General features: G+C 37.1%; 19 protein-coding genes and 1 riboswitch. Of the genes, 9 read left to right on the plus strand and 10 right to left on the minus strand.

Annotated features, from left to right (window positions below; genetic code table 11):
• Positions 1–18 precede the first annotated feature (18 nt).
• Together ACQKN4_RS06975 and ACQKN4_RS06980 are read left to right on the plus strand one after the other, a co-directional pair.
• On the plus strand, positions 19–1,161 hold the full coding sequence (locus tag ACQKN4_RS06975) for a CaiB/BaiF CoA transferase family protein (RefSeq protein WP_427483000.1): 1,143 nt from the start codon (positions 19–21) through the stop codon (positions 1,159–1,161).
• A gap of 87 nt (positions 1,162–1,248) precedes the next feature.
• The gene (locus ACQKN4_RS06980) at positions 1,249–2,016 is read left to right on the plus strand and encodes an IclR family transcriptional regulator (RefSeq protein WP_079560810.1); all 768 of its coding nucleotides are present in this window, start codon (positions 1,249–1,251) and stop codon (positions 2,014–2,016) included.
• Positions 2,017–2,077: 61 nt separating this feature from the next.
• Here the strand turns inward: ACQKN4_RS06980 and ACQKN4_RS06985 are convergent, their stop codons facing one another.
• Genes ACQKN4_RS06985 through ACQKN4_RS07000 form a run of 4 tightly spaced genes read right to left on the minus strand, consistent with a single transcriptional unit; the run spans position 2,078 to position 5,595 of the window.
• On the minus strand, positions 2,078–2,641 hold the full coding sequence (locus ACQKN4_RS06985) for a 5' nucleotidase, NT5C type (RefSeq protein WP_079560809.1): 564 nt from the start codon (positions 2,639–2,641) through the stop codon (positions 2,078–2,080).
• Between the two features lie 16 nt (positions 2,642–2,657).
• Positions 2,658–3,743 (minus strand): FAD-dependent monooxygenase, encoded by a 1,086-nt coding sequence (locus tag ACQKN4_RS06990; protein WP_427483003.1) that lies wholly within the window; start codon positions 3,741–3,743, stop codon positions 2,658–2,660.
• A complete protein-coding gene (gene ribD, locus ACQKN4_RS06995) occupies positions 3,740–4,852 on the minus strand; it encodes a bifunctional diaminohydroxyphosphoribosylaminopyrimidine deaminase/5-amino-6-(5-phosphoribosylamino)uracil reductase RibD (RefSeq protein ID WP_079560807.1) in 1,113 nt (370 codons plus the stop codon). The genes ACQKN4_RS06990 and ribD overlap by 4 nt, the downstream gene beginning before the upstream one ends.
• 11 nt (positions 4,853–4,863) lie before the next feature.
• Positions 4,864–5,595, minus strand: a complete 732-nt coding sequence (locus tag ACQKN4_RS07000; protein WP_079560806.1) for a GTP cyclohydrolase II — start codon at positions 5,593–5,595, stop codon at positions 4,864–4,866.
• 273 nt (positions 5,596–5,868) lie between these two features.
• Between ACQKN4_RS07000 and ACQKN4_RS07005 the strand changes: the two genes are divergently transcribed.
• The 4 genes from ACQKN4_RS07005 (at position 5,869) to ACQKN4_RS07020 (ending at position 9,793) form a co-directional block, all read left to right on the plus strand.
• Positions 5,869–6,504, plus strand: a complete 636-nt coding sequence (locus ACQKN4_RS07005) for a TrkA C-terminal domain-containing protein (RefSeq protein ID WP_079560805.1) — start codon at positions 5,869–5,871, stop codon at positions 6,502–6,504.
• A 281-nt stretch (positions 6,505–6,785) separates the two neighbouring features.
• A complete protein-coding gene (locus ACQKN4_RS07010; RefSeq protein ID WP_079560804.1) occupies positions 6,786–7,985 on the plus strand; it encodes a quaternary amine ABC transporter ATP-binding protein in 1,200 nt (399 codons plus the stop codon).
• The gene (locus ACQKN4_RS07015; RefSeq protein WP_079560803.1) at positions 7,978–8,832 is read left to right on the plus strand and encodes an ABC transporter permease; all 855 of its coding nucleotides are present in this window, start codon (positions 7,978–7,980) and stop codon (positions 8,830–8,832) included. The genes ACQKN4_RS07010 and ACQKN4_RS07015 overlap by 8 nt, the downstream gene beginning before the upstream one ends.
• Positions 8,833–8,917: 85 nt before the next feature.
• Complete coding sequence (locus ACQKN4_RS07020) at positions 8,918–9,793, plus strand: glycine betaine ABC transporter substrate-binding protein (RefSeq protein ID WP_427483007.1); 876 nt, start codon at positions 8,918–8,920, stop codon at positions 9,791–9,793.
• Positions 9,794–10,082: 289 nt separating this feature from the next.
• Here the strand turns inward: ACQKN4_RS07020 and ACQKN4_RS07025 are convergent, their stop codons facing one another.
• Complete coding sequence (locus ACQKN4_RS07025; RefSeq protein WP_079560799.1) at positions 10,083–10,397, minus strand: DMT family transporter; 315 nt, start codon at positions 10,395–10,397, stop codon at positions 10,083–10,085.
• A complete protein-coding gene (locus ACQKN4_RS07030; protein WP_079560796.1) occupies positions 10,397–10,738 on the minus strand; it encodes a DMT family transporter in 342 nt (113 codons plus the stop codon). Before ACQKN4_RS07030 ends, ACQKN4_RS07025 begins: the two co-directional genes overlap by 1 nt.
• A gap of 170 nt (positions 10,739–10,908) precedes the next feature.
• Positions 10,909–11,006, minus strand: a riboswitch (guanidine-I (ykkC/yxkD leader).
• Positions 11,007–11,146: 140 nt separating this feature from the next.
• On the opposite strand from ACQKN4_RS07030, the gene ACQKN4_RS07035 reads away from it, so the two are divergent.
• Positions 11,147–11,620 (plus strand): YbaK/EbsC family protein, encoded by a 474-nt coding sequence (locus tag ACQKN4_RS07035; RefSeq protein ID WP_079560794.1) that lies wholly within the window; start codon positions 11,147–11,149, stop codon positions 11,618–11,620.
• Between the two features lie 48 nt (positions 11,621–11,668).
• On the opposite strand, the gene ACQKN4_RS07040 is transcribed toward ACQKN4_RS07035, so the two are convergent.
• The 3 genes from ACQKN4_RS07040 to ACQKN4_RS07050 all read right to left on the minus strand — a co-directional run bounded on the left by ACQKN4_RS07040 (position 11,669) and on the right by ACQKN4_RS07050 (position 14,833).
• Entirely contained in the window at positions 11,669–12,928 is a 1,260-nt protein-coding gene (locus tag ACQKN4_RS07040; RefSeq protein WP_079560792.1) for a glutathionylspermidine synthase family protein, read from the minus strand.
• A gap of 14 nt (positions 12,929–12,942) precedes the next feature.
• The gene (locus ACQKN4_RS07045) at positions 12,943–13,641 is read right to left on the minus strand and encodes a hypothetical protein (RefSeq protein WP_427483010.1); all 699 of its coding nucleotides are present in this window, start codon (positions 13,639–13,641) and stop codon (positions 12,943–12,945) included.
• Positions 13,642–13,786: 145 nt separating this feature from the next.
• The gene (locus tag ACQKN4_RS07050) at positions 13,787–14,833 is read right to left on the minus strand and encodes a DUF418 domain-containing protein (protein WP_427483012.1); all 1,047 of its coding nucleotides are present in this window, start codon (positions 14,831–14,833) and stop codon (positions 13,787–13,789) included.
• A 219-nt stretch (positions 14,834–15,052) separates the two neighbouring features.
• On the opposite strand from ACQKN4_RS07050, the gene ACQKN4_RS07055 reads away from it, so the two are divergent.
• Positions 15,053–15,316 (plus strand): Parvovirus coat protein VP1-like protein, encoded by a 264-nt coding sequence (locus ACQKN4_RS07055; protein WP_427483014.1) that lies wholly within the window; start codon positions 15,053–15,055, stop codon positions 15,314–15,316.
• A gap of 45 nt (positions 15,317–15,361) precedes the next feature.
• On the opposite strand, the gene ACQKN4_RS07060 is transcribed toward ACQKN4_RS07055, so the two are convergent.
• Complete coding sequence (locus ACQKN4_RS07060) at positions 15,362–16,135, minus strand: GNAT family N-acetyltransferase (RefSeq protein WP_427483015.1); 774 nt, start codon at positions 16,133–16,135, stop codon at positions 15,362–15,364.
• A 161-nt stretch (positions 16,136–16,296) separates the two neighbouring features.
• Here ACQKN4_RS07060 and ACQKN4_RS07065 point away from each other — a divergent pair, with 161 nt between their 5' ends.
• Positions 16,297–16,821 carry a GNAT family N-acetyltransferase gene (locus ACQKN4_RS07065; RefSeq protein WP_427483017.1) on the plus strand — a complete coding sequence of 175 codons (525 nt, stop codon included), beginning with the start codon at positions 16,297–16,299 and terminating at the stop codon, positions 16,819–16,821.
• The last annotated feature ends 131 nt before the right edge of the window (positions 16,822–16,952 follow it).

The raw sequence follows: 16,952 nt of genomic DNA on the forward strand, positions 1-16,952 counted from the left end.
GTGTTAGGAGGACGAACAATGCAACCTCTTGAAAATATTCGAGTGTTGGATTTATCTCGCGTCTATGCTGCCCCTGCTGGCTCCATGATGTTGGCCGATTTAGGAGCAGAAGTAATTCGCATAGAACATCCAAATGGCTCTGATAGTATGCGTGATTGGGGGCCATTTGTAAATGGTCAAAGTACGTATTATTTATGTGCCAATCGCAATAAAAAATCGATTACATTAGATTTAAAGACACTAGAAGACAGAGAAAAATTTAAAGAACTTGTAAAAGACGCTGATGTCATACTCGAAAATTTTAAGACGGGTGACATGGAACGAATGGGACTAAGCTATGAGGAATTAAGAAAAGTGAATCCTAGAATCATATATTGCGCGGTAACAGGATTCGGTCAAACAGGTCCTCTAGCGCATGAACCAGGCTTCGATCCAGTTATTCAAGCGATGAGTGGTTTAATGCATGTTACTGGCTCAGCTGAAGGAGAAGCGACAAAAGTTGGTGTCCCTATTGCAGATATTTTAACCTCTAATTATGTAGTCATTAGTATTTTAACCGCTTTACGAATGCGTGACCAAACAAATACAGGGCAATTTATCGACTTAGCATTATTAGACGTTCAGATGAGTAGTTTAGCAAATGTAGCAAGCGCCTATTTAAATACAGGCTTTATCTCAGAACGTCTAGGGAATCGTCATAATAATGTTGCGCCATATCAAGTATTTCACTGTGAGGATGGCCCCTTAATGATTTGCGTCGGTACAGATGGGCAATTTAAAAAGTTTTGCACTCTGTTGCAACGTGAAGAATGGGCTAATGATCCGCGTTTTTTAACAAATACGATGCGCAAGCAACATGAAGCGGAGCTAGTTCAGATGATTACTAACATTACGATGACAAAAACACGGGATGAATGGATTACCAAATTACAACAATACAAAATTCCAGGTGGACGTGTGAACACCATCGCTGAAGCACTAGAACAACCCCAATTTATTGCACGCGACATGATTGGTGAAATAGAGCACGAACAGTATGGTACGATCAAGTTCATCAAAAGCCCGATAAAGTTCTCTGATTTACCTATTCAATCTAAATTAGCACCACCGATACTTGGAGAACATACGAACGAATTCCAAAAGTCCTCTCTACAAAAATAAAATTGCGCTATAATAGAGGTAAAATGTATTAATATAGGTAAATCCTCCGGCATATGTCGAAGAGAATTTTATTACGTAGGTGACGGGATGAATCAAGAGATTTTCGAAAAAAACTATACAATGTCATCACTGCACAAAGCTATTAAAGTGTTAAAAGCTTTTTCAAAAGATGAACCTAGCCTTTCCCTAACTGAGTTAAGTAAAAAAACAGGGATAAGCATTTCCAGTTTACAACGCTTCGTTTCTACCTTTGTGTACGAAGGCTTTCTTCACAAAGATGAGCGTACTAAGCGCTATCAATTAGGTCATTCACTTCTTTATTTAGGAAATTTAGTAAAAGAAGAATCCAGTCTTATTATTGTCGCAGACCCTATTTTAAAAAAGCTAAACGAAGAAATAGGCGAAAGTGTTTCCATGAATATTATTGACGGATTGGAAAGACGATGTATTTTAAACTATGATTCAACATACCCGCTTTCAACGAAAATGTTTGTAGGTGACACCTCTCCCCTTTATGCAGGTGCATCATCTAAAATATTACTCGCATTTATGCCAGATGTTGAAGAATATGTAGAGAATATTAGTCTTGAACGTATCACTGATCAGACAATACTTTCAAAAGAGCAGCTGTGGGATGATTTACAGCAGATTCGTAGTCAGCGCTTTGCGAGAAGCAATAGTGAGCGTGTACGTGGAGCATGTTCTTTATCTGCACCGATTTTAAACGCTTCCAACCAAATCATTGCATCCGTGTCACTCGTTATACCAGAAGTACGCTATAGTGACTATGATGAAACTTTATTAATTGAAGCTATTCAAAGCGTTGCATTAGAAATCGAAAAGCAATTGTATTGATAGAAACAAAGAAACCCGAATAGGTTCACTTTTTAAGTGCCCTCTATTCGGGTTTATTACTTTAATTATTTACTATTTCTAAGAAGTCCTGCCAATGATTTAAGCGTGGCAGTTCAACATGTTGATTATAGGATTGATTTTTTAAAATTACTTTTGTCTGCACATCTTGCAGTGTTTCTAATACAGCTGGTTTATCATCCACATAAACATCTAAAGCTAGCTCTTTGATGATCGCCACTTTTTCTGTATCCTGCATTCCGCAGAAAAAATGACCTTCTGTGATTGGAAAACCTTGTGCCTTCATCCAAGCTTGTGTTTGCTCACAATACTGTTTTGGACGCGAAGTAATATAATAAATGTCATGTCCTTGCTGTGCCAAAGCTTGAAGCATCTCGAGTGCTCCCTCAAAAGAAGGACAATCCGTAAAATAAATTTCCTCTAATGAACTATTCCACATTGCCGATCCTTCAGCATCTGTTAATCCAAAAGGTTCGTGAATTTCAACTCTTTGCAAAGCTTGAAATGTTTCTAGTGCAACATTTTTACTAAGGTTTTTATTATAGAGCCCAAAGGCATGTGCTCGTAAATCGATGAGTGTGTCATCTATATCAAAGCCAAATTTCATCTTGTTTTTCTTCCCTTCACGAAGCCTTGTTGATGAAGTTAGTCGCAAATGTTTGCTCTTTTTCAATTTGTGTCGCTAATACTTCCTCAATAGCTTGCTTGCGCATTTGTTGAAACTCTTGTACGTTAAAATGAACAAGCACATCTTTATTTAATAGTGATGCAAGACAATCTGCATCCTTGAGTGCACTATTGAGACCAAATGCCCCAGTTGGTGTCATCGTGTGAACAGCATCCCCTAATAGCACAAGCCCCTTTGTCCCCCAGCAATCACAATGACTACTGAATACGTCGAGCAATACAAAATCTTGCCAAGATCGGATATGTTCCTTAACAGTATCGGATAGTTCCGGAAATTGCTCTGAAAGCTGTTGGATAAATGGTGTAAATGCATTTTTTCTAAGCTGGGGAAAACTTCCTTGTTCAATATTCCAGCCGATTTGAATAAACCCACCTACCTGCGTAAACAATGATAGCTGCTTATCACCTATTAAAGCCATTTTAATCGACGGCTCCCACCCGTGAGGTGCAGGAATTTTTGCCCATAATAAATCAAAACCATGCTTATGCTTTTGACTTTCAATGTGCGCTTGCTTACGAATCGTAGAGTAACGACCGTCAGCACCGATAATTAACCGGCTATTTATTTCTATTGTTTCCCCATTTTTTGTTGCAATGACGCCTATATATCTGCCAAAAGAATCAACTATGAGCTTCGTCACCTTCGTATTTAGGAAACACGAAAAGTGCGGAAAATGCTGTGTTTCTTGTAAAATTCCCTTTAATAGATTTGCTTGCGGCACATGAATACCTAAATGTCCTACAGCTTCATCAGGAAAAATAGTTTTAAATACTCTACCTTCTGTGTAATATTCAAGCTTTCTCATACGTAATAAACCGAGTGCCTCGACCGCTTCAAAAAGTTGATGACTTTTTAAAACTGCCTCACCCTCTTCATTTAAATGCTCACCGCGAAATGCCTGCCCCAGTGCTGCGTTTTTTTCCAGTAGGATTACAGAAAGACCTTTTTTCGCTAGTAAGTGCGAAAGAAGTGCTCCACCTGGCCCAGCCCCTACAATACAAACATCTGCTTGATAATTCACTTTTCCTCACCTATCTTGGGATAAGCAATGATACGTAAATCTTGCCCAACCTGCTCAAACGAAGCAAATTCTACATCCCACGCTTCATCCATAGAAGTTGGGTTGTGACCAGCAATCGGTGTTAAAGATAAACGACCACCGAGAATCTTTGGCGCTATGTAGATTACATATTTGTTAATAGCACCTTGCTGTAAAAATGAAGCGTTTATCGTACTTCCACCCTCTACTAAAATATCCGTAATGCCATATTGATATAGTTTTTCAAGCATATCATCAACAACAAGCCCCTCAGATTCATGTCGAACTGGCAATACAGTTACGCCTTTTTCCTCAAATGCTGTTATTTTTTCTGGATTGGCATTTTCACTACATACAATAATTGTTTTCGCTTCTTCTACATTTAGGACATTAGCATGCACCGGTGTACGAAGTGAGCTATCCATAATAATGCGTACTGGATTTTTCCCATAATCTTCTTTTAATCTTGTCGTTAAGGATGGATTGTCAGCTAAAACAGTCCCAACCCCAACTAAAATACCATCCACTTCATGACGAATACGATGAACATCCTCACGCGCTGCCTCACCAGTTACCCACTTGGAATGTCCCGTATGAGCAGCTATTTTTCCGTCTAAAGTCATCGCATATTTCGAAATAATAAATGGTCGTTTTGTTAGCATATTATGAATAAAACGTTCATTTATACGGCGAGCTTGTGCTTCTAAAACACCTACCTCTACCTCAATGCCCGCATCTCGTAACAGTTGAATACCACGTCCAGCAACAGCCGGATTAGGATCTTGCATCGCCACAACAACACGACTAACTGCAGATTCCTTCACTAAATTTGCACAAGGAGGTGTTTTTCCATAATGCGAGCATGGCTCAAGAGTTACATAAAGTGTAGCACCTTTAGCATGTTCTCCAGCCATACGGAATGCATGCACCTCTGCATGTGGCTCACCTGCTTTTCTGTGTAAACCTGTTCCAACAATTACACCATCCTTGACGATTACAGCGCCTACTAATGGATTGGGATTCGTATTTCCTTTTGCACTAGCAGCTAAATCAAGTGCTAGCTGCATATATTTTTCATCTGTTGTCATCATCGTTCCTCCATTCACTTCTCTTCGCGCAAATGTCCAGATTTCTCTACTTTCGTATCTAAATAAAAACGATTTGTTTCCGTTAATCCTCCCCATAATGGGACATGTCCTTCTGCTGCTAAACCATGCGCCTGTAACGCGGCAAGCTTCTTCGGATTATTGGTAATCAGTGTAACTGGCTTTGAGCGCAGTGCAGCTAACACAGTAATGGCATCTTCATAAGAGCGGGTATCGTCCGGGAAGCCAAGAGCATGGTTTGCTTCAACAGTATCTAACCCCTCTTCTTGTAATAAATAAGCGAGCGATTTCGAGAATAGCCCGATACCACGACCTTCATGATCTGCTAAATAGAAAATAGCACCACAGCCATGCTCCACAATCATTTTCATCGATTCCTGTAATTGATAGCCACAATCACAACGCTGGCTTCCAAAAATATCACCTGTATGACAAATGCTATGCATACGAATTAAAGCATTCTCTGCATGTGCAAAATCTCCATAAATAAGCACTGATGACTGCTGTAAAAAAGCTAAATTTGCAGATGCTAATCCATCAATGATTTCTTCTTTTGATTGATTCGTCCCTACTTTTAACCAGTTATACCACTGAAATGTCGCAGAAAATTCACCCTGTTTTACCGGTAATTTCACTGGACCAACTAGGCAAATACTTTCAGATTCAGATTGTTTCACGATCGTCATTTTATCTTTCACTATGTCCAAAACTTTAGTAGTAATTGTCATATTTTCTCCAACCTTCTATTGTTAAACAGTTAGCTTCATATACTAACTGAGCACTTGTATTTTCACAACACTTACATTACGTAACTTAGTTTATAATAATAACTAAAAACTGTCAAACTACAGCTCCTATTCTATTAAAAATAATTAATTAGAAACAAAAACTGCTACATTACGTTGTAATCATATACTAATAGCTTATGGAGGTGCTATTTTTTCTGTGCAGGCTAGTCTATAATAAGCTGTGGCAACTGTAATGACGAAAGGAAGTTAAGAATGCAATTTGAAAAAAATGTTCAGGTGAAGCAGCCAAAATACCAACAAATAGCTGTCGACCTAGCCTCAAAAATCGTGGAAAGAAAATATAGAATTGGCGATAAAATTTACGCAAGATCGTCTCTAGCTAGCCAATACAATGTCTCTTCGGAAACTGCCAGAAGAGCAATTGCCGTTTTGCAAGACTTGGAAATTGTGGAGGCAACTAAAGGTAGTGGAGTTATTATCATCTCCTATGAAAAGGCTGCATCTTTTGTCCGACAATTCCAGGATGTTCAATCTGTCCATGAACTACAGCATGAGCTTATGACTAGCATTCAGAAGCAACACCAAGAATTAATAAATCTACAGGATAAGACTAAACAACTTATTAGTCGAACTGAACATTTCCGATCCGTCAATCCATTTATCCCATATCAATTAGAGATGACAGCTGAAAGCCCTTGTATCAACCAAACAGTTCAGGAATTGAATTTTTGGCAAAATACATCTAGCACGATTGTCGGAATTCGTCGTAAAAATGAATTATTACTATCACCTGGTCCATATGTGTCATTGGAAGAAGGAGATATCGTTTACTTTATAGGTAATGATGAAAGTTTCGCTCGAGTTCAGAGCTTTTTATATCCAAATTAAAATCCGCTTAAGCGCTGGTATAACAGCGTTTAAGCGGATTTTTTCTATTTTGTCGATTTGACAAAAGTAACAACTCTTTGTTAGGGTTAAGTTGTTACTTGTTCATATTTGGGTATCATTATCCTCAAATAGTATTTATCTTCATTCAGTAGGTGTCCAAACGCCTACTGTACTAGAAGAACTAAGCCTAATATGTCACGTACAGTGGCATATTATCTGTGCGTAAGTGAAGCAAGCCATTTACGCCAAGGCGATATTGATCTACGAAAGGAATGGTTCTATTGGAAAAAATAAAAGTGGAGCATGTTTCTAAAGTTTTCGGGAAACATATTCCCCAAGCATTAGAACTCGTCAAGCAACAAAAAAGCAAGACTGATATCTTAAAAGAAACAGGGGCAACTGTTGGTGTATACGATGCAAGTTTTACAGTAAATGAAGGTGAAATCTTCGTTATTATGGGACTATCAGGGAGTGGGAAGTCAACACTTATCCGACTTTTAAATCGGCTTATCGAGCCTACAAGCGGAAATATTCTTATCGACGGAGAAAATATTTCTAAAATGGGTAAAGAGAGTTTACGAAATGTAAGAAGAAATAAAATGAGTATGGTCTTTCAAAACTTCGGTTTATTCCCCCATCGTACACTTCTTCAAAATACTGAATATGGCCTTGAAATTAGAGGCATCTCTAAAGAAGAACGACAAGCCAAAGCAGAGCAGGCTCTCGAAAATGCAGGCTTACTTGCTTATAAGGACCAATATCCAAATCAATTATCAGGTGGTATGCAACAGCGTGTTGGATTAGCACGTGCACTAGCAAACGACCCTGAAATATTACTAATGGATGAGGCCTTTTCTGCACTCGATCCATTAATTCGTAAAGAAATGCAAGATGAGTTACTCGATTTACAAAGTACAGTGAAAAAGACAATTTTATTTATCACACACGATTTGAATGAAGCATTACGTATTGGTGATCGTATCGCTATTATGAAAGATGGCTCAATCATTCAAATTGGTACTGGAGAAGAAATTTTAACAAATCCCGCAAATGATTATGTTAAAACCTTCGTAGAAGACGTCGATCGTTCTAAAGTATTAACAGCTGAAAATGCAATGGTTCGACCTGTATATGTCAATATAGATGTAGATGGACCGACCGTGGCACTTAAACGAATGCGCGAAGAAACGGTTAGCTTACTAATGGCCGTTGACAAAAATCGACATTTGAAAGGCTTTATTACTGCTGACGACGCTCGGGCTGCAGCTAAAAGACAAGAACAAACGGTACATTCAATTGTTCAATCTGAAATCTTGACTGTTCCACCAGATATGCTTTTACAAGATATTTTAGGCATGATTCATAATTCTCCTACTCCTATTGCAGTTGTAAAAAATGAGCGCTTACTTGGTGTTCTCATCCGGGGCGTTGTCATCGAAGCACTTTCAACTAGCGATGAGGAGGTAGTAGCAGATGAATAATTTTTTAGACAATATCCCAGCTATACCCGTAGGAACGTGGGTAGAATCAGTTATGGACTGGTTGACGAGTAATTTTTCACTGTTTTTTAACTTGATTCAAAAAAATGGAAAACTACTCATGAATCAGGTCACTGATCTATTAGTTAGCATTCCCCCGATTATTCTTATTTTACTTGTTGTCATTTTTGCCTTTTTCGTTACCGGCAAAAAATTCGGGCTCGCAACGTTTTCATTAATTGGTTTGTTATTTATCTATAATCAAGGCTTATGGACACATCTTATGGAAACAACTACGCTCGTGCTCTTTTCAAGTATCATCTCCATCATTTTAGGTATTCCGCTTGGCATTCTAATGTCCAAGTCAACAGTAGCTGAAAATGTGATTAAGCCGATACTCGATTTCATGCAAACAATGCCTGGTTTCGTGTACTTGATTCCTGCCGTTGCCTTCTTTGGTATTGGAATAGTACCTGGCGTATTTGCATCCGTTATTTTTGCCTTACCACCTACTGTACGAATGACGAACCTAGGAATTCGCCAAGTACCAAAAGAATTGGTAGAAGCTGCGGATTCATATGGTAGTACCTCAAGACAAAAACTATTTAAAGTTGAAATACCTCTTGCCAAATCAACTATAATGGCAGGGATTAACCAAACTGTTATGCTATCACTTTCAATGGTTGTAACTGCTTCAATGATTGGTGCACCTGGTCTAGGACGTGAAGTATTAACTGCACTACAACGTACACAGGTCGGAAATGGCTTCGTTGCAGGTCTAGGTCTTGTTATTTTCGCCATTATTATAGACCGCTTAACGCAAAGTTTTAATAAGAAGAAAGCCGTATAGAAAAACAAGGAATTTATTAGTAAAGTCTTAGTTTTTCATTTTCATAGCTAAGATTTACGTTATTAATATACGAAAGGAAGATTCAATGAAACTGAAAACTTTAACTAAATTAGGAATGGCTTTAGGGCTTGGCTTTTTGCTAGCTGCATGTAGTGGGGATGATTCAAGTAAGAGCGATGGTAACTCAAAAGACGTCAATCTAGCCTACGTTGAATGGGATACAGAAATTTCTTCCACTAATGTAGTTGGGCAGGTGCTAGAGGATTTAGGTTACAATGTAACTTTAACACCACTCGATAATGCAATTATGTGGGAGGCTGTTTCAAAAGGTGATGCAGATGGTATGGTTGCTGCTTGGTTACCAAATACTCATGGAGAACAGTACAAAAAATATAAGAATGATCTTGATGAGCTAGGCGAGAACCTTGCTGGTGCAAAAATAGGTCTAGTAGTGCCAAGCTATATGAACGTTAATTCGATTGAAGATTTAAAAAATCAAGCAGATCACACAATTACGGGTATCGAGCCTGGTGCTGGAATTACAGCTGCTACAGAAAATGCTTTAGATGAATACGATAACTTAGCAGATTGGAATCTAATAACATCTTCATCTGGTGCTATGACAACTTCTCTTGCTAAAGCAATTAAAAATAAAGAAGACATCATCGTGACTGGCTGGTCTCCTCACTGGAAATTCGCTAAATATGACCTTAAATATTTAGAAGATCCAAAAGGAATTTTTGGTGGACAAGAAACAATTAACACATTCGTACGTAAAGGGTTAAAAGAAGATAAACCAGATGTATATTCTGTGCTAGATAACTTCCATTGGACTTCAGAAGACTTAGAGAGCGTTATGCTTGAAGTTATGGATGGCAAAGACCCAAAACAAGCTGCTAAAGATTGGGTTGAAGCTAATCCAGATAAAGTTGCTGAATGGACGAAGGATGTAAAAAAATAATTTTTAAAAATGGACAGACAACTCACCAAAAGTTGTCTGTCTTTTTTATTGATTTTTCTTATCTTATTTGAAGAACATTAAGGCTACTCTATAAAAATCTTTCTCCGTTATGAACAGAATCGAATAATTAATATCTATCTCATTATCCTTATTTTAACAAATAACGCATAATATTCAAATGTTTATTATTTCTTTTTAAAGTATTAGCGAATTTTTGTCGTTAAGTGAGGATAAAAAAAGTCACCCCACAACGATTAAACCGATGCAGGGTGACTATTTAATCCATTAATTAAGACAATAATTTCAAAGAAATCGCTGCCCCTAAAACAAGGACAATGCAAACAACACGTCTCCAGTCCTTTGATTCATTGAAAAACAGCATTCCGAGTAAAGCTCCACCCGCTGCTCCGATTCCTGTCCAAATAGCATATGCTGTGCCCATCGGTAATGTTTTCATGGCATATGCAAGGCCAGCAAAGCTCAAGGTAAATGCAAAAATCAATAACACCAAATTTTTAGTACTCTTAGTATCATTATATTTACTAATCATATAAACACCCATCATCTCACATAGCCCCGCAGCTACTAATGCAATCCACGCCATTATTCATTCACCTCTTTTTCTGTAGGCTCCCCGGTCAAAAGCTTTAAACCGACGACCCCTGCAAGTAAAACGACAATACATAACATTTTGGCTAATTTCCATGGCTCTCCGAACAATAAGCTATCCGCACACACAGTACCCGCTGTCCCCAAGCCTACGAATACTGCATAAACAGTCCCGACCGGCAAGCTTTCTCCAGCCTTAATTAATAAATAAAAGCTAATAAAAATTGCAATAGCAGTACCAACCCATTCAACTACACTTCCTGCATGCTTTAAACCTATAACCCAGCCAACTTCAAAAAAAGCAGCAATTACGACACTTAACCATTGTTTGTTCATTGCGAATTCCTCCATTTTATTGTTAAAAACACGGATGTTGAGCGATTTTCTGACCTAACTGATCACTTCTTCAGGATACCCAATCACTTCACGCTGTCTACCCCTGAACAAAACTCCTTTCCCACAGTAGCCAAATAAAAAAAAGCCTAAGAAACACTGCTGTAAACAGTATCTCCCAGGCTTTTATCCTTCCGTGTCACAAAATCAATTTTGTGGTTTTCTCTCGGACCAGACTAGCATTTGCTACGGAACCCTAGAAAACTTTCATATTTGATTATGCTATTAGTATAGCAAATTATTCAGCTTTTTTCTACTGAGACATAGCCAAGGTTAATCAGAAAGATAAATAGCGATGTGTTCAGAAAATTATGTTAAAATGAAACGTATTATTGTAAGGAGGTATTACATATGGCAATTGAAAAAGTACGTAAGCATTTAGCGCAATGGAATGCGGAACATAAAATACAGGAGCTAAACGAAAGCTCGGCTACTGTTGAACTGGCAGCACAGGCACTCGGGTGTGAGCCAGAACGCATTGCAAAATCCTTATCGTTTCTCGTAAACGATGGAGCGATATTAATTGTTGCTGCAGGTGATGCCAAAGTCGACAATGCAAAATATAAAGCTGTCTTTGGTTCAAAGGCAAAAATGCTTGGGAAAGATGAAGTACTCGAAAAGATCGGACATGATGTAGGTGGTGTGTGTCCTTTTGGCGTGAATGAGGGGGTTGCTATTTATTTAGATGAATCACTCAAACGCTTCACAACAGTATTCCCTGCATGTGGTAGCAGTAACTCCGCCATTGAACTTACTATTTCTGAATTAGAGACCTATACTCCATATCAAGAATGGGTTGATGTTTGCAAAGGCTGGAATGAATAAAGATATAATTATCGGCGAAACTTTCTATAGAGCTTCGCCGATTTTGATTTAGCTTTCTTCCCTATATCCAACGGCTAACCAGTGAGAATCCCATTCTGTAATTTGATTGCCTACTCTACAAGATAAGCCACATGCACGATTATCAGCGATAAATGAGCCGATTAACCATTTCTTTGTTTGTAATCCTTCTTTAAGCTTTATCGTTATTGAAGGCATTTCTACATATTGCTGATAAATAAACAAATTATCATCATAATGGGTATGCGCAGAGGCATTCGTTTTCGTACCATCTCCTGCATAAATTTCTACAGTATTCCCTTCCCGTGAATAGACAGGTTTCTTTACAAACGGCATATTTTCCTGAACAAAGGGCTCTTCCGAAACATATGTTGGTAACATATATTTCTGAATGGCCGCTCGCTCTTCTGCATTAAAAAGAAGAGGATCATTTTTTCTTTCCCAAATCAGCCATAATAAAATTTTCGATTGCAGTACATATGCAGCGGGTGCATTGATAATAGCAAGCTGTCCATCTTTTACAAGTTCTAATAAATGTAGACCAATACGCTCACCGTCGGAAGACACATCATCTATTAAAAACTCTACTGGATGTGCAGGGCGATACAAAATATCAATTTTCTCCATTTTAGGCGTATAGAGTCCTCGAGCTATATTAGCCGTATTACTAGAGAAAATGATTAGCTCTTCTATAGGTACATATTCTACATCAAAAGGTATACATTTCTTTAAAAACTGTATCTGGCAGTATTCCTCATAATCTTCCGCTGCCGTTTTCCCTGTGATAATGATTTTAGGTTTTTTCAAATCATTTACATAATTCATAGCTGCAAAGAGTGCACTAGACAAGGTTTTCTGTAATGCCGAAACATCATTTGGGCTATCAAATCCGAAATGATGACAAAGCGTTTCATTTATCTCAAAGGTTTCTTGGACAAGAAATGGCGTTTCACCATTTAATTCAAGACATTTTATTTGTCCGTCCTCTGTACAAATAAAATCAAAGCGTGCCAGTACCGATTGTTGCTGTAAATAATCCAATTGGATATAGGGCAGCATTTCAGAACGAATGCCCAGTGCTAAAAGTTGTTCATCCGATAAATGCTTAAATTGTTTACCCACCTTCAAAAATACTTTCCAGAGTATAGTAGATGCATAGTTAATTTCATCGATTTTCTCTTTAGGTAAATCCATTACATCATATAAGGCGTACTCTAAGTTCTCAAAGTCAGGAAAAAAATCAGGAAATTGAGAATAAAATGCTTGGCGTTGTTGAAAATAATTGTCCATATTGATTTCTCCTTTTAAGAAGATGAAGAGCCACCTCGAGAGGCACCACCTGAGCCGAAACCTGATTTCCCAGTACTGGCTGATGAGTGATTTGAATAAGAACTATTCGAAGATGAATCTGAACTATTTGAGAATGAACGTTTGCCACTCGAATAAGAGTTGGAACCGCTTGTATTTGAATGAGAGCTATTTGTTGTTGAGTTATTTGAACTGTTAGATGTTGCGCCAGACGAATTTTGAGAGCCGTTCGTCGTGATTCCATTTGTATTTTTACTTTCGCTAGTATTACTATTAGTCGAACGTGGCATTGCTGAACCTGAACCACCACTTTTATCCTCTCGATCTGTACCATTTTTTAGATTGCGGCTTTTATAAATGGCACTTCCAATCAATGCACCGGTAGTTGCATACATAAGTCCATTAAAGAAATGATGTGCATAATGAGGCGAATTTTCATCTAAACATTCGAAGGAGCCATCATCACTTTCTTTCCATTCATCACATGCATTTGCCATGTCGCTGTCATAAACACTTTGTAAATCATCACTAGCTGTAGCTGCCGAATTGTTTTCTTCCGTTACATTATTTGTATCCGTTGAAGGAGCAGAGGATTCCTCGACAGTTTGACTTTCTGTATTCCCACACGCGGCTAATTGCATAGCCATAAATGACGCAGTTGTGACTGCTATATATTTTTTCATTTGTTTTGCCATATTATATTTCTCCTTTATCTCGATACCTTCTTTACGGATGTTTACTTCTCTAGGTTTCATTTTTTACAAATTCATACATATTATTATTGCACTAAAAACTCCCTGATGGATTGGATTCATTCACCATCAGGGAGTTTTATACAAATTATTTATTCGGTACTGCTTTTCTTCCGTATGTCATAAAGCGCCATAGCTTTTCAAATGGTCCCATTTTAAAGAATTTGAACCAGATGACACTAAAGATAATTTGAATGACAAAAGTGATGCTTGCAATGATTACTACATCAGAAGGCGAAACAACTTCAAGCCCCATTGCAGACATAATAGCTAGGCCAATAAAGCTTTGAGCTAAATAGTTTGTAAATGCCATTTGTCCAACTCGTCCTATTGGCTTAAGCAGCTTTGCAATTTTCTTATTCTCTAACAAAAGAAATAGACAAGCTAAATAAAAATATGTTGTAGGAATTACACCTAATCCAATAATTAATTGTAAACTTTGATCTTCACTTTGAGATGCAAACCAAATCCATATTGAAATGCCAACAAAAAGTGGGAACGTCACAAATTGTAGCCACTTTATTTGTTTTGAGTATTCACTTACATGACTAATCCAATCAGCTTTCGCTACTAAAAAACCAGTTAAAAACATGATGAAAATAGTAATTGCATCATTTCCTAATAATCCAAAAACAATTGAAAAGGCTTCTTGATTTGGTATCAATATTTGCCCAAGAATGCACAGGATATGAACAGTAATAATCGCAAATAACCATTTACTAATTGTTAAAATCTTTGCATGATAAAAAGGTATCAGTAAAAAACCTATTACTGCATACATAGCTAAGATTGATCCCCAGAAAACAAATATATGAACAATGCCAATTAATAATAAAGCTAATAAACGTCTTGCAAAACGCCATTTTGGTTTATCCCCACGCGCTTCTGCACGTGAAGTAAAAATATAAAAACCTACACCAAAGAGGAATGAAAAAATTGAAAAGAATTTCTTCTCAATAAAAATATCTATGAGCGTATCGATAATACCATTAACTCCACTATAGTCAGGCATCGGTCCTCCCTCCATTATTACCTGGTAGGCCGCTACATTTATGAACAAAATGCCAAATAACGCTAGCCCACGAATAATGTCTAAGGATACGATTCTTTCTTTTTGAGGTACGGATGGATTCATTTTTAAAACTCCTTATCTTTCAAACTTTACTGTGTATGACTATCATAGCTTTCCATCCTTACAATAGTTTTTTTAAAAGCTTACAGGAACCTTACATTTATAGATTTTTCTCATAAGTTAATGCCTTTTTTCACTTACATTAGTTTTTAATCCCTTTCTAAAAGCGAAAATTTCATATTTTATAGTAACAATTATTTCTTTTAAAAAGGAGAATAGACGATGTACAGACAACGCAAATTTGGTTTTTGCTACCCTGGCTATAAATACTGCGGACCAGGGTGTTCAGGACCAGGTAGACCTACCAATGCTGTAGATTCATGCTGCAAATTACACGACGAATGTTATGATCGATATGGTAGATCAAGATATTGCGATGAAATGTTCCAAAATTGCTTACGACCTCAAATGAATGCTAATAATAAAATGGCTAAAGATGCTAGATTGTTTTACAATATCTTCGATATCCGCAATCGGTTCTTTTAAGCCATACAGAAAGCTCACGATGTTATTTTTACATCGTGAGCTTATCTATTGTTTTTTGTAAAAAACTGGATATTTCATTGGATTAGTAAAGCCTAACTTAACGCCTAAATGATACGATCCATTGTTATCAATATCACAATCCCAACAAGGCTGTAAATCATTTAAAAGGCAATCATTAATAAATTTTTCTGCAATAAAGCTTGCTAACCCTTTTCCTCTATAATTGGCATCAGTTATTATATCAATCTCTGCAAATTGATGAGATCTAAAAATAGAAACTGCTTCGCTAATGATCTTATTTTCATGCTGAAGGCAAAAACCAAAGCCTTTTTCTAGAAAATTATCGGTAGAATCCCAGTAGTCCTCATAATATTGATTCTCAAATTCTAAACTATGGTCAATTTGAGGTTGCTTGATTTTAATGCATTCATAGTCAAGCGACTCTCGTTTCTCTCTATTGTTATAAGCATTTATATCGAAGCTAAAATTGTACCTTTCTAATTTATTCACATAATCATTTAATCGTTGCTCAATTTTTGCGCTCCATTCATCTGAATAACTGAATAATGTGAAACGTTTACTTTCCTCAATCGATTCTTGTAGTAAAGCCGCGAGTTTATTTATAACTTGCTCGCTGGATGAATCACCATAAACGTAGTATATTCCGGATTTGGTTTGAAACAGTAGTGAATGAAGGTTTTCATTGTCGGCATAGACTGCACCTTCTATTACTTGATCTAGAATACTGTAGACAAATGTTGGCGCCCTTTCTATTGTTTCTTTGATAATCGAATAATTCTCTGCTGTAACTTTAATCATTATCATTCCCCCTATTCTTTTGTAACTCTTCATACAGTATAATATTTTAACAATTACTACAATTATTGTATAATAGATACACGAAATTTGAAGGGACTGAATTATGCGCAGATAGCAATATTTTTCATCCAAACTTAACGAAAAACTTGGAGGTAAAAGTATTGATAGAACACATGAACACAAAAAGATTATATTTACGAAAAATGCAGATGGCTGATGCACATAGTTTATTTAACATTTGGTCAGACCCAGAAGTTACTAAATTTATGAATATCACCAATTTTGCTCACGAAGAGCAAGCGAAGGAGATGATTGAACTTTTTGATCAATTGGCTGATGAGCACAAAGCTATTCGCTTAACAATTATTGAGAAGGAATCCAATGAGATTATCGGCTCTTGTGGATTCAATTCATTTGACGTAGAAGGAGCTACTGCAGAAATAGGCTATGATTTTGCTAAGGCACATTGGGGAAAGGGCTATGCGCCCGAATGTATTTCCGCTTTGATGGATTACGCTTTCTCTACTTTAAGCATCACTAAAATTGTAGCAAAAATAGAGCCTGGTAATAGTAATTCTATAAAAGTAGTAGAGAAATTGAATTTTACGTTTGAAGGAACATTTCAAGAATATGAAGAATCAAAAGAATCTTTTTATGACATTAATGTTTACTCTTTCAGAAAATAAATTAATGTAAAAAATAAAAGCCAAGAATGTTATCTATGAACTGAACCCTATAAAGTAGACAGTTTAATAAAAGACCATTTGCTACATTAAACAGCGATTAAATGACTTCGGTATGCTGCCGGAGTCATTTT

The sequence above is a fragment of the Lysinibacillus sp. NPDC093692 genome, assembly GCF_050280125.1.
Classification (GTDB): domain Bacteria; phylum Bacillota; class Bacilli; order Bacillales_A; family Planococcaceae; genus Lysinibacillus.

Bases quoted from the DNA above. Each gene is read 5' to 3' on its own strand.
- ACQKN4_RS07005 (WP_079560805.1), top strand. From the start codon at position 5,869: ATGCAATTTGAAAAAAATGTTCAGGTGAAGCAGCCAAAATACCAACAA.
- ACQKN4_RS06980 (WP_079560810.1), top strand. From the start codon at position 1,249: ATGAATCAAGAGATTTTCGAAAAAAACTATACAATGTCATCACTGCAC.
- ACQKN4_RS06975 (WP_427483000.1), top strand. From the start codon at position 19: ATGCAACCTCTTGAAAATATTCGAGTGTTGGATTTATCTCGCGTCTAT.
- ACQKN4_RS07040 (WP_079560792.1), bottom strand. From the start codon at position 12,928: ATGGACAATTATTTTCAACAACGCCAAGCATTTTATTCTCAATTTCCT.
- ACQKN4_RS07015 (WP_079560803.1), top strand. From the start codon at position 7,978: ATGAATAATTTTTTAGACAATATCCCAGCTATACCCGTAGGAACGTGG.
- ACQKN4_RS07020 (WP_427483007.1), top strand. From the start codon at position 8,918: ATGAAACTGAAAACTTTAACTAAATTAGGAATGGCTTTAGGGCTTGGC.
- ACQKN4_RS07000 (WP_079560806.1), bottom strand. From the start codon at position 5,595: ATGACAATTACTACTAAAGTTTTGGACATAGTGAAAGATAAAATGACG.
- ribD (WP_079560807.1), bottom strand. From the start codon at position 4,852: ATGATGACAACAGATGAAAAATATATGCAGCTAGCACTTGATTTAGCT.
- ACQKN4_RS07030 (WP_079560796.1), bottom strand. From the start codon at position 10,738: ATGAACAAACAATGGTTAAGTGTCGTAATTGCTGCTTTTTTTGAAGTT.
- ACQKN4_RS07025 (WP_079560799.1), bottom strand. From the start codon at position 10,397: ATGGCGTGGATTGCATTAGTAGCTGCGGGGCTATGTGAGATGATGGGT.
- ACQKN4_RS06985 (WP_079560809.1), bottom strand. From the start codon at position 2,641: ATGAAATTTGGCTTTGATATAGATGACACACTCATCGATTTACGAGCA.
- ACQKN4_RS07045 (WP_427483010.1), bottom strand. From the start codon at position 13,641: ATGGCAAAACAAATGAAAAAATATATAGCAGTCACAACTGCGTCATTT.
- ACQKN4_RS07050 (WP_427483012.1), bottom strand. From the start codon at position 14,833: ATGAATCCATCCGTACCTCAAAAAGAAAGAATCGTATCCTTAGACATT.
- ACQKN4_RS07055 (WP_427483014.1), top strand. From the start codon at position 15,053: ATGTACAGACAACGCAAATTTGGTTTTTGCTACCCTGGCTATAAATAC.
- ACQKN4_RS07060 (WP_427483015.1), bottom strand. From the start codon at position 16,135: ATGATTAAAGTTACAGCAGAGAATTATTCGATTATCAAAGAAACAATA.
- ACQKN4_RS07035 (WP_079560794.1), top strand. From the start codon at position 11,147: ATGGCAATTGAAAAAGTACGTAAGCATTTAGCGCAATGGAATGCGGAA.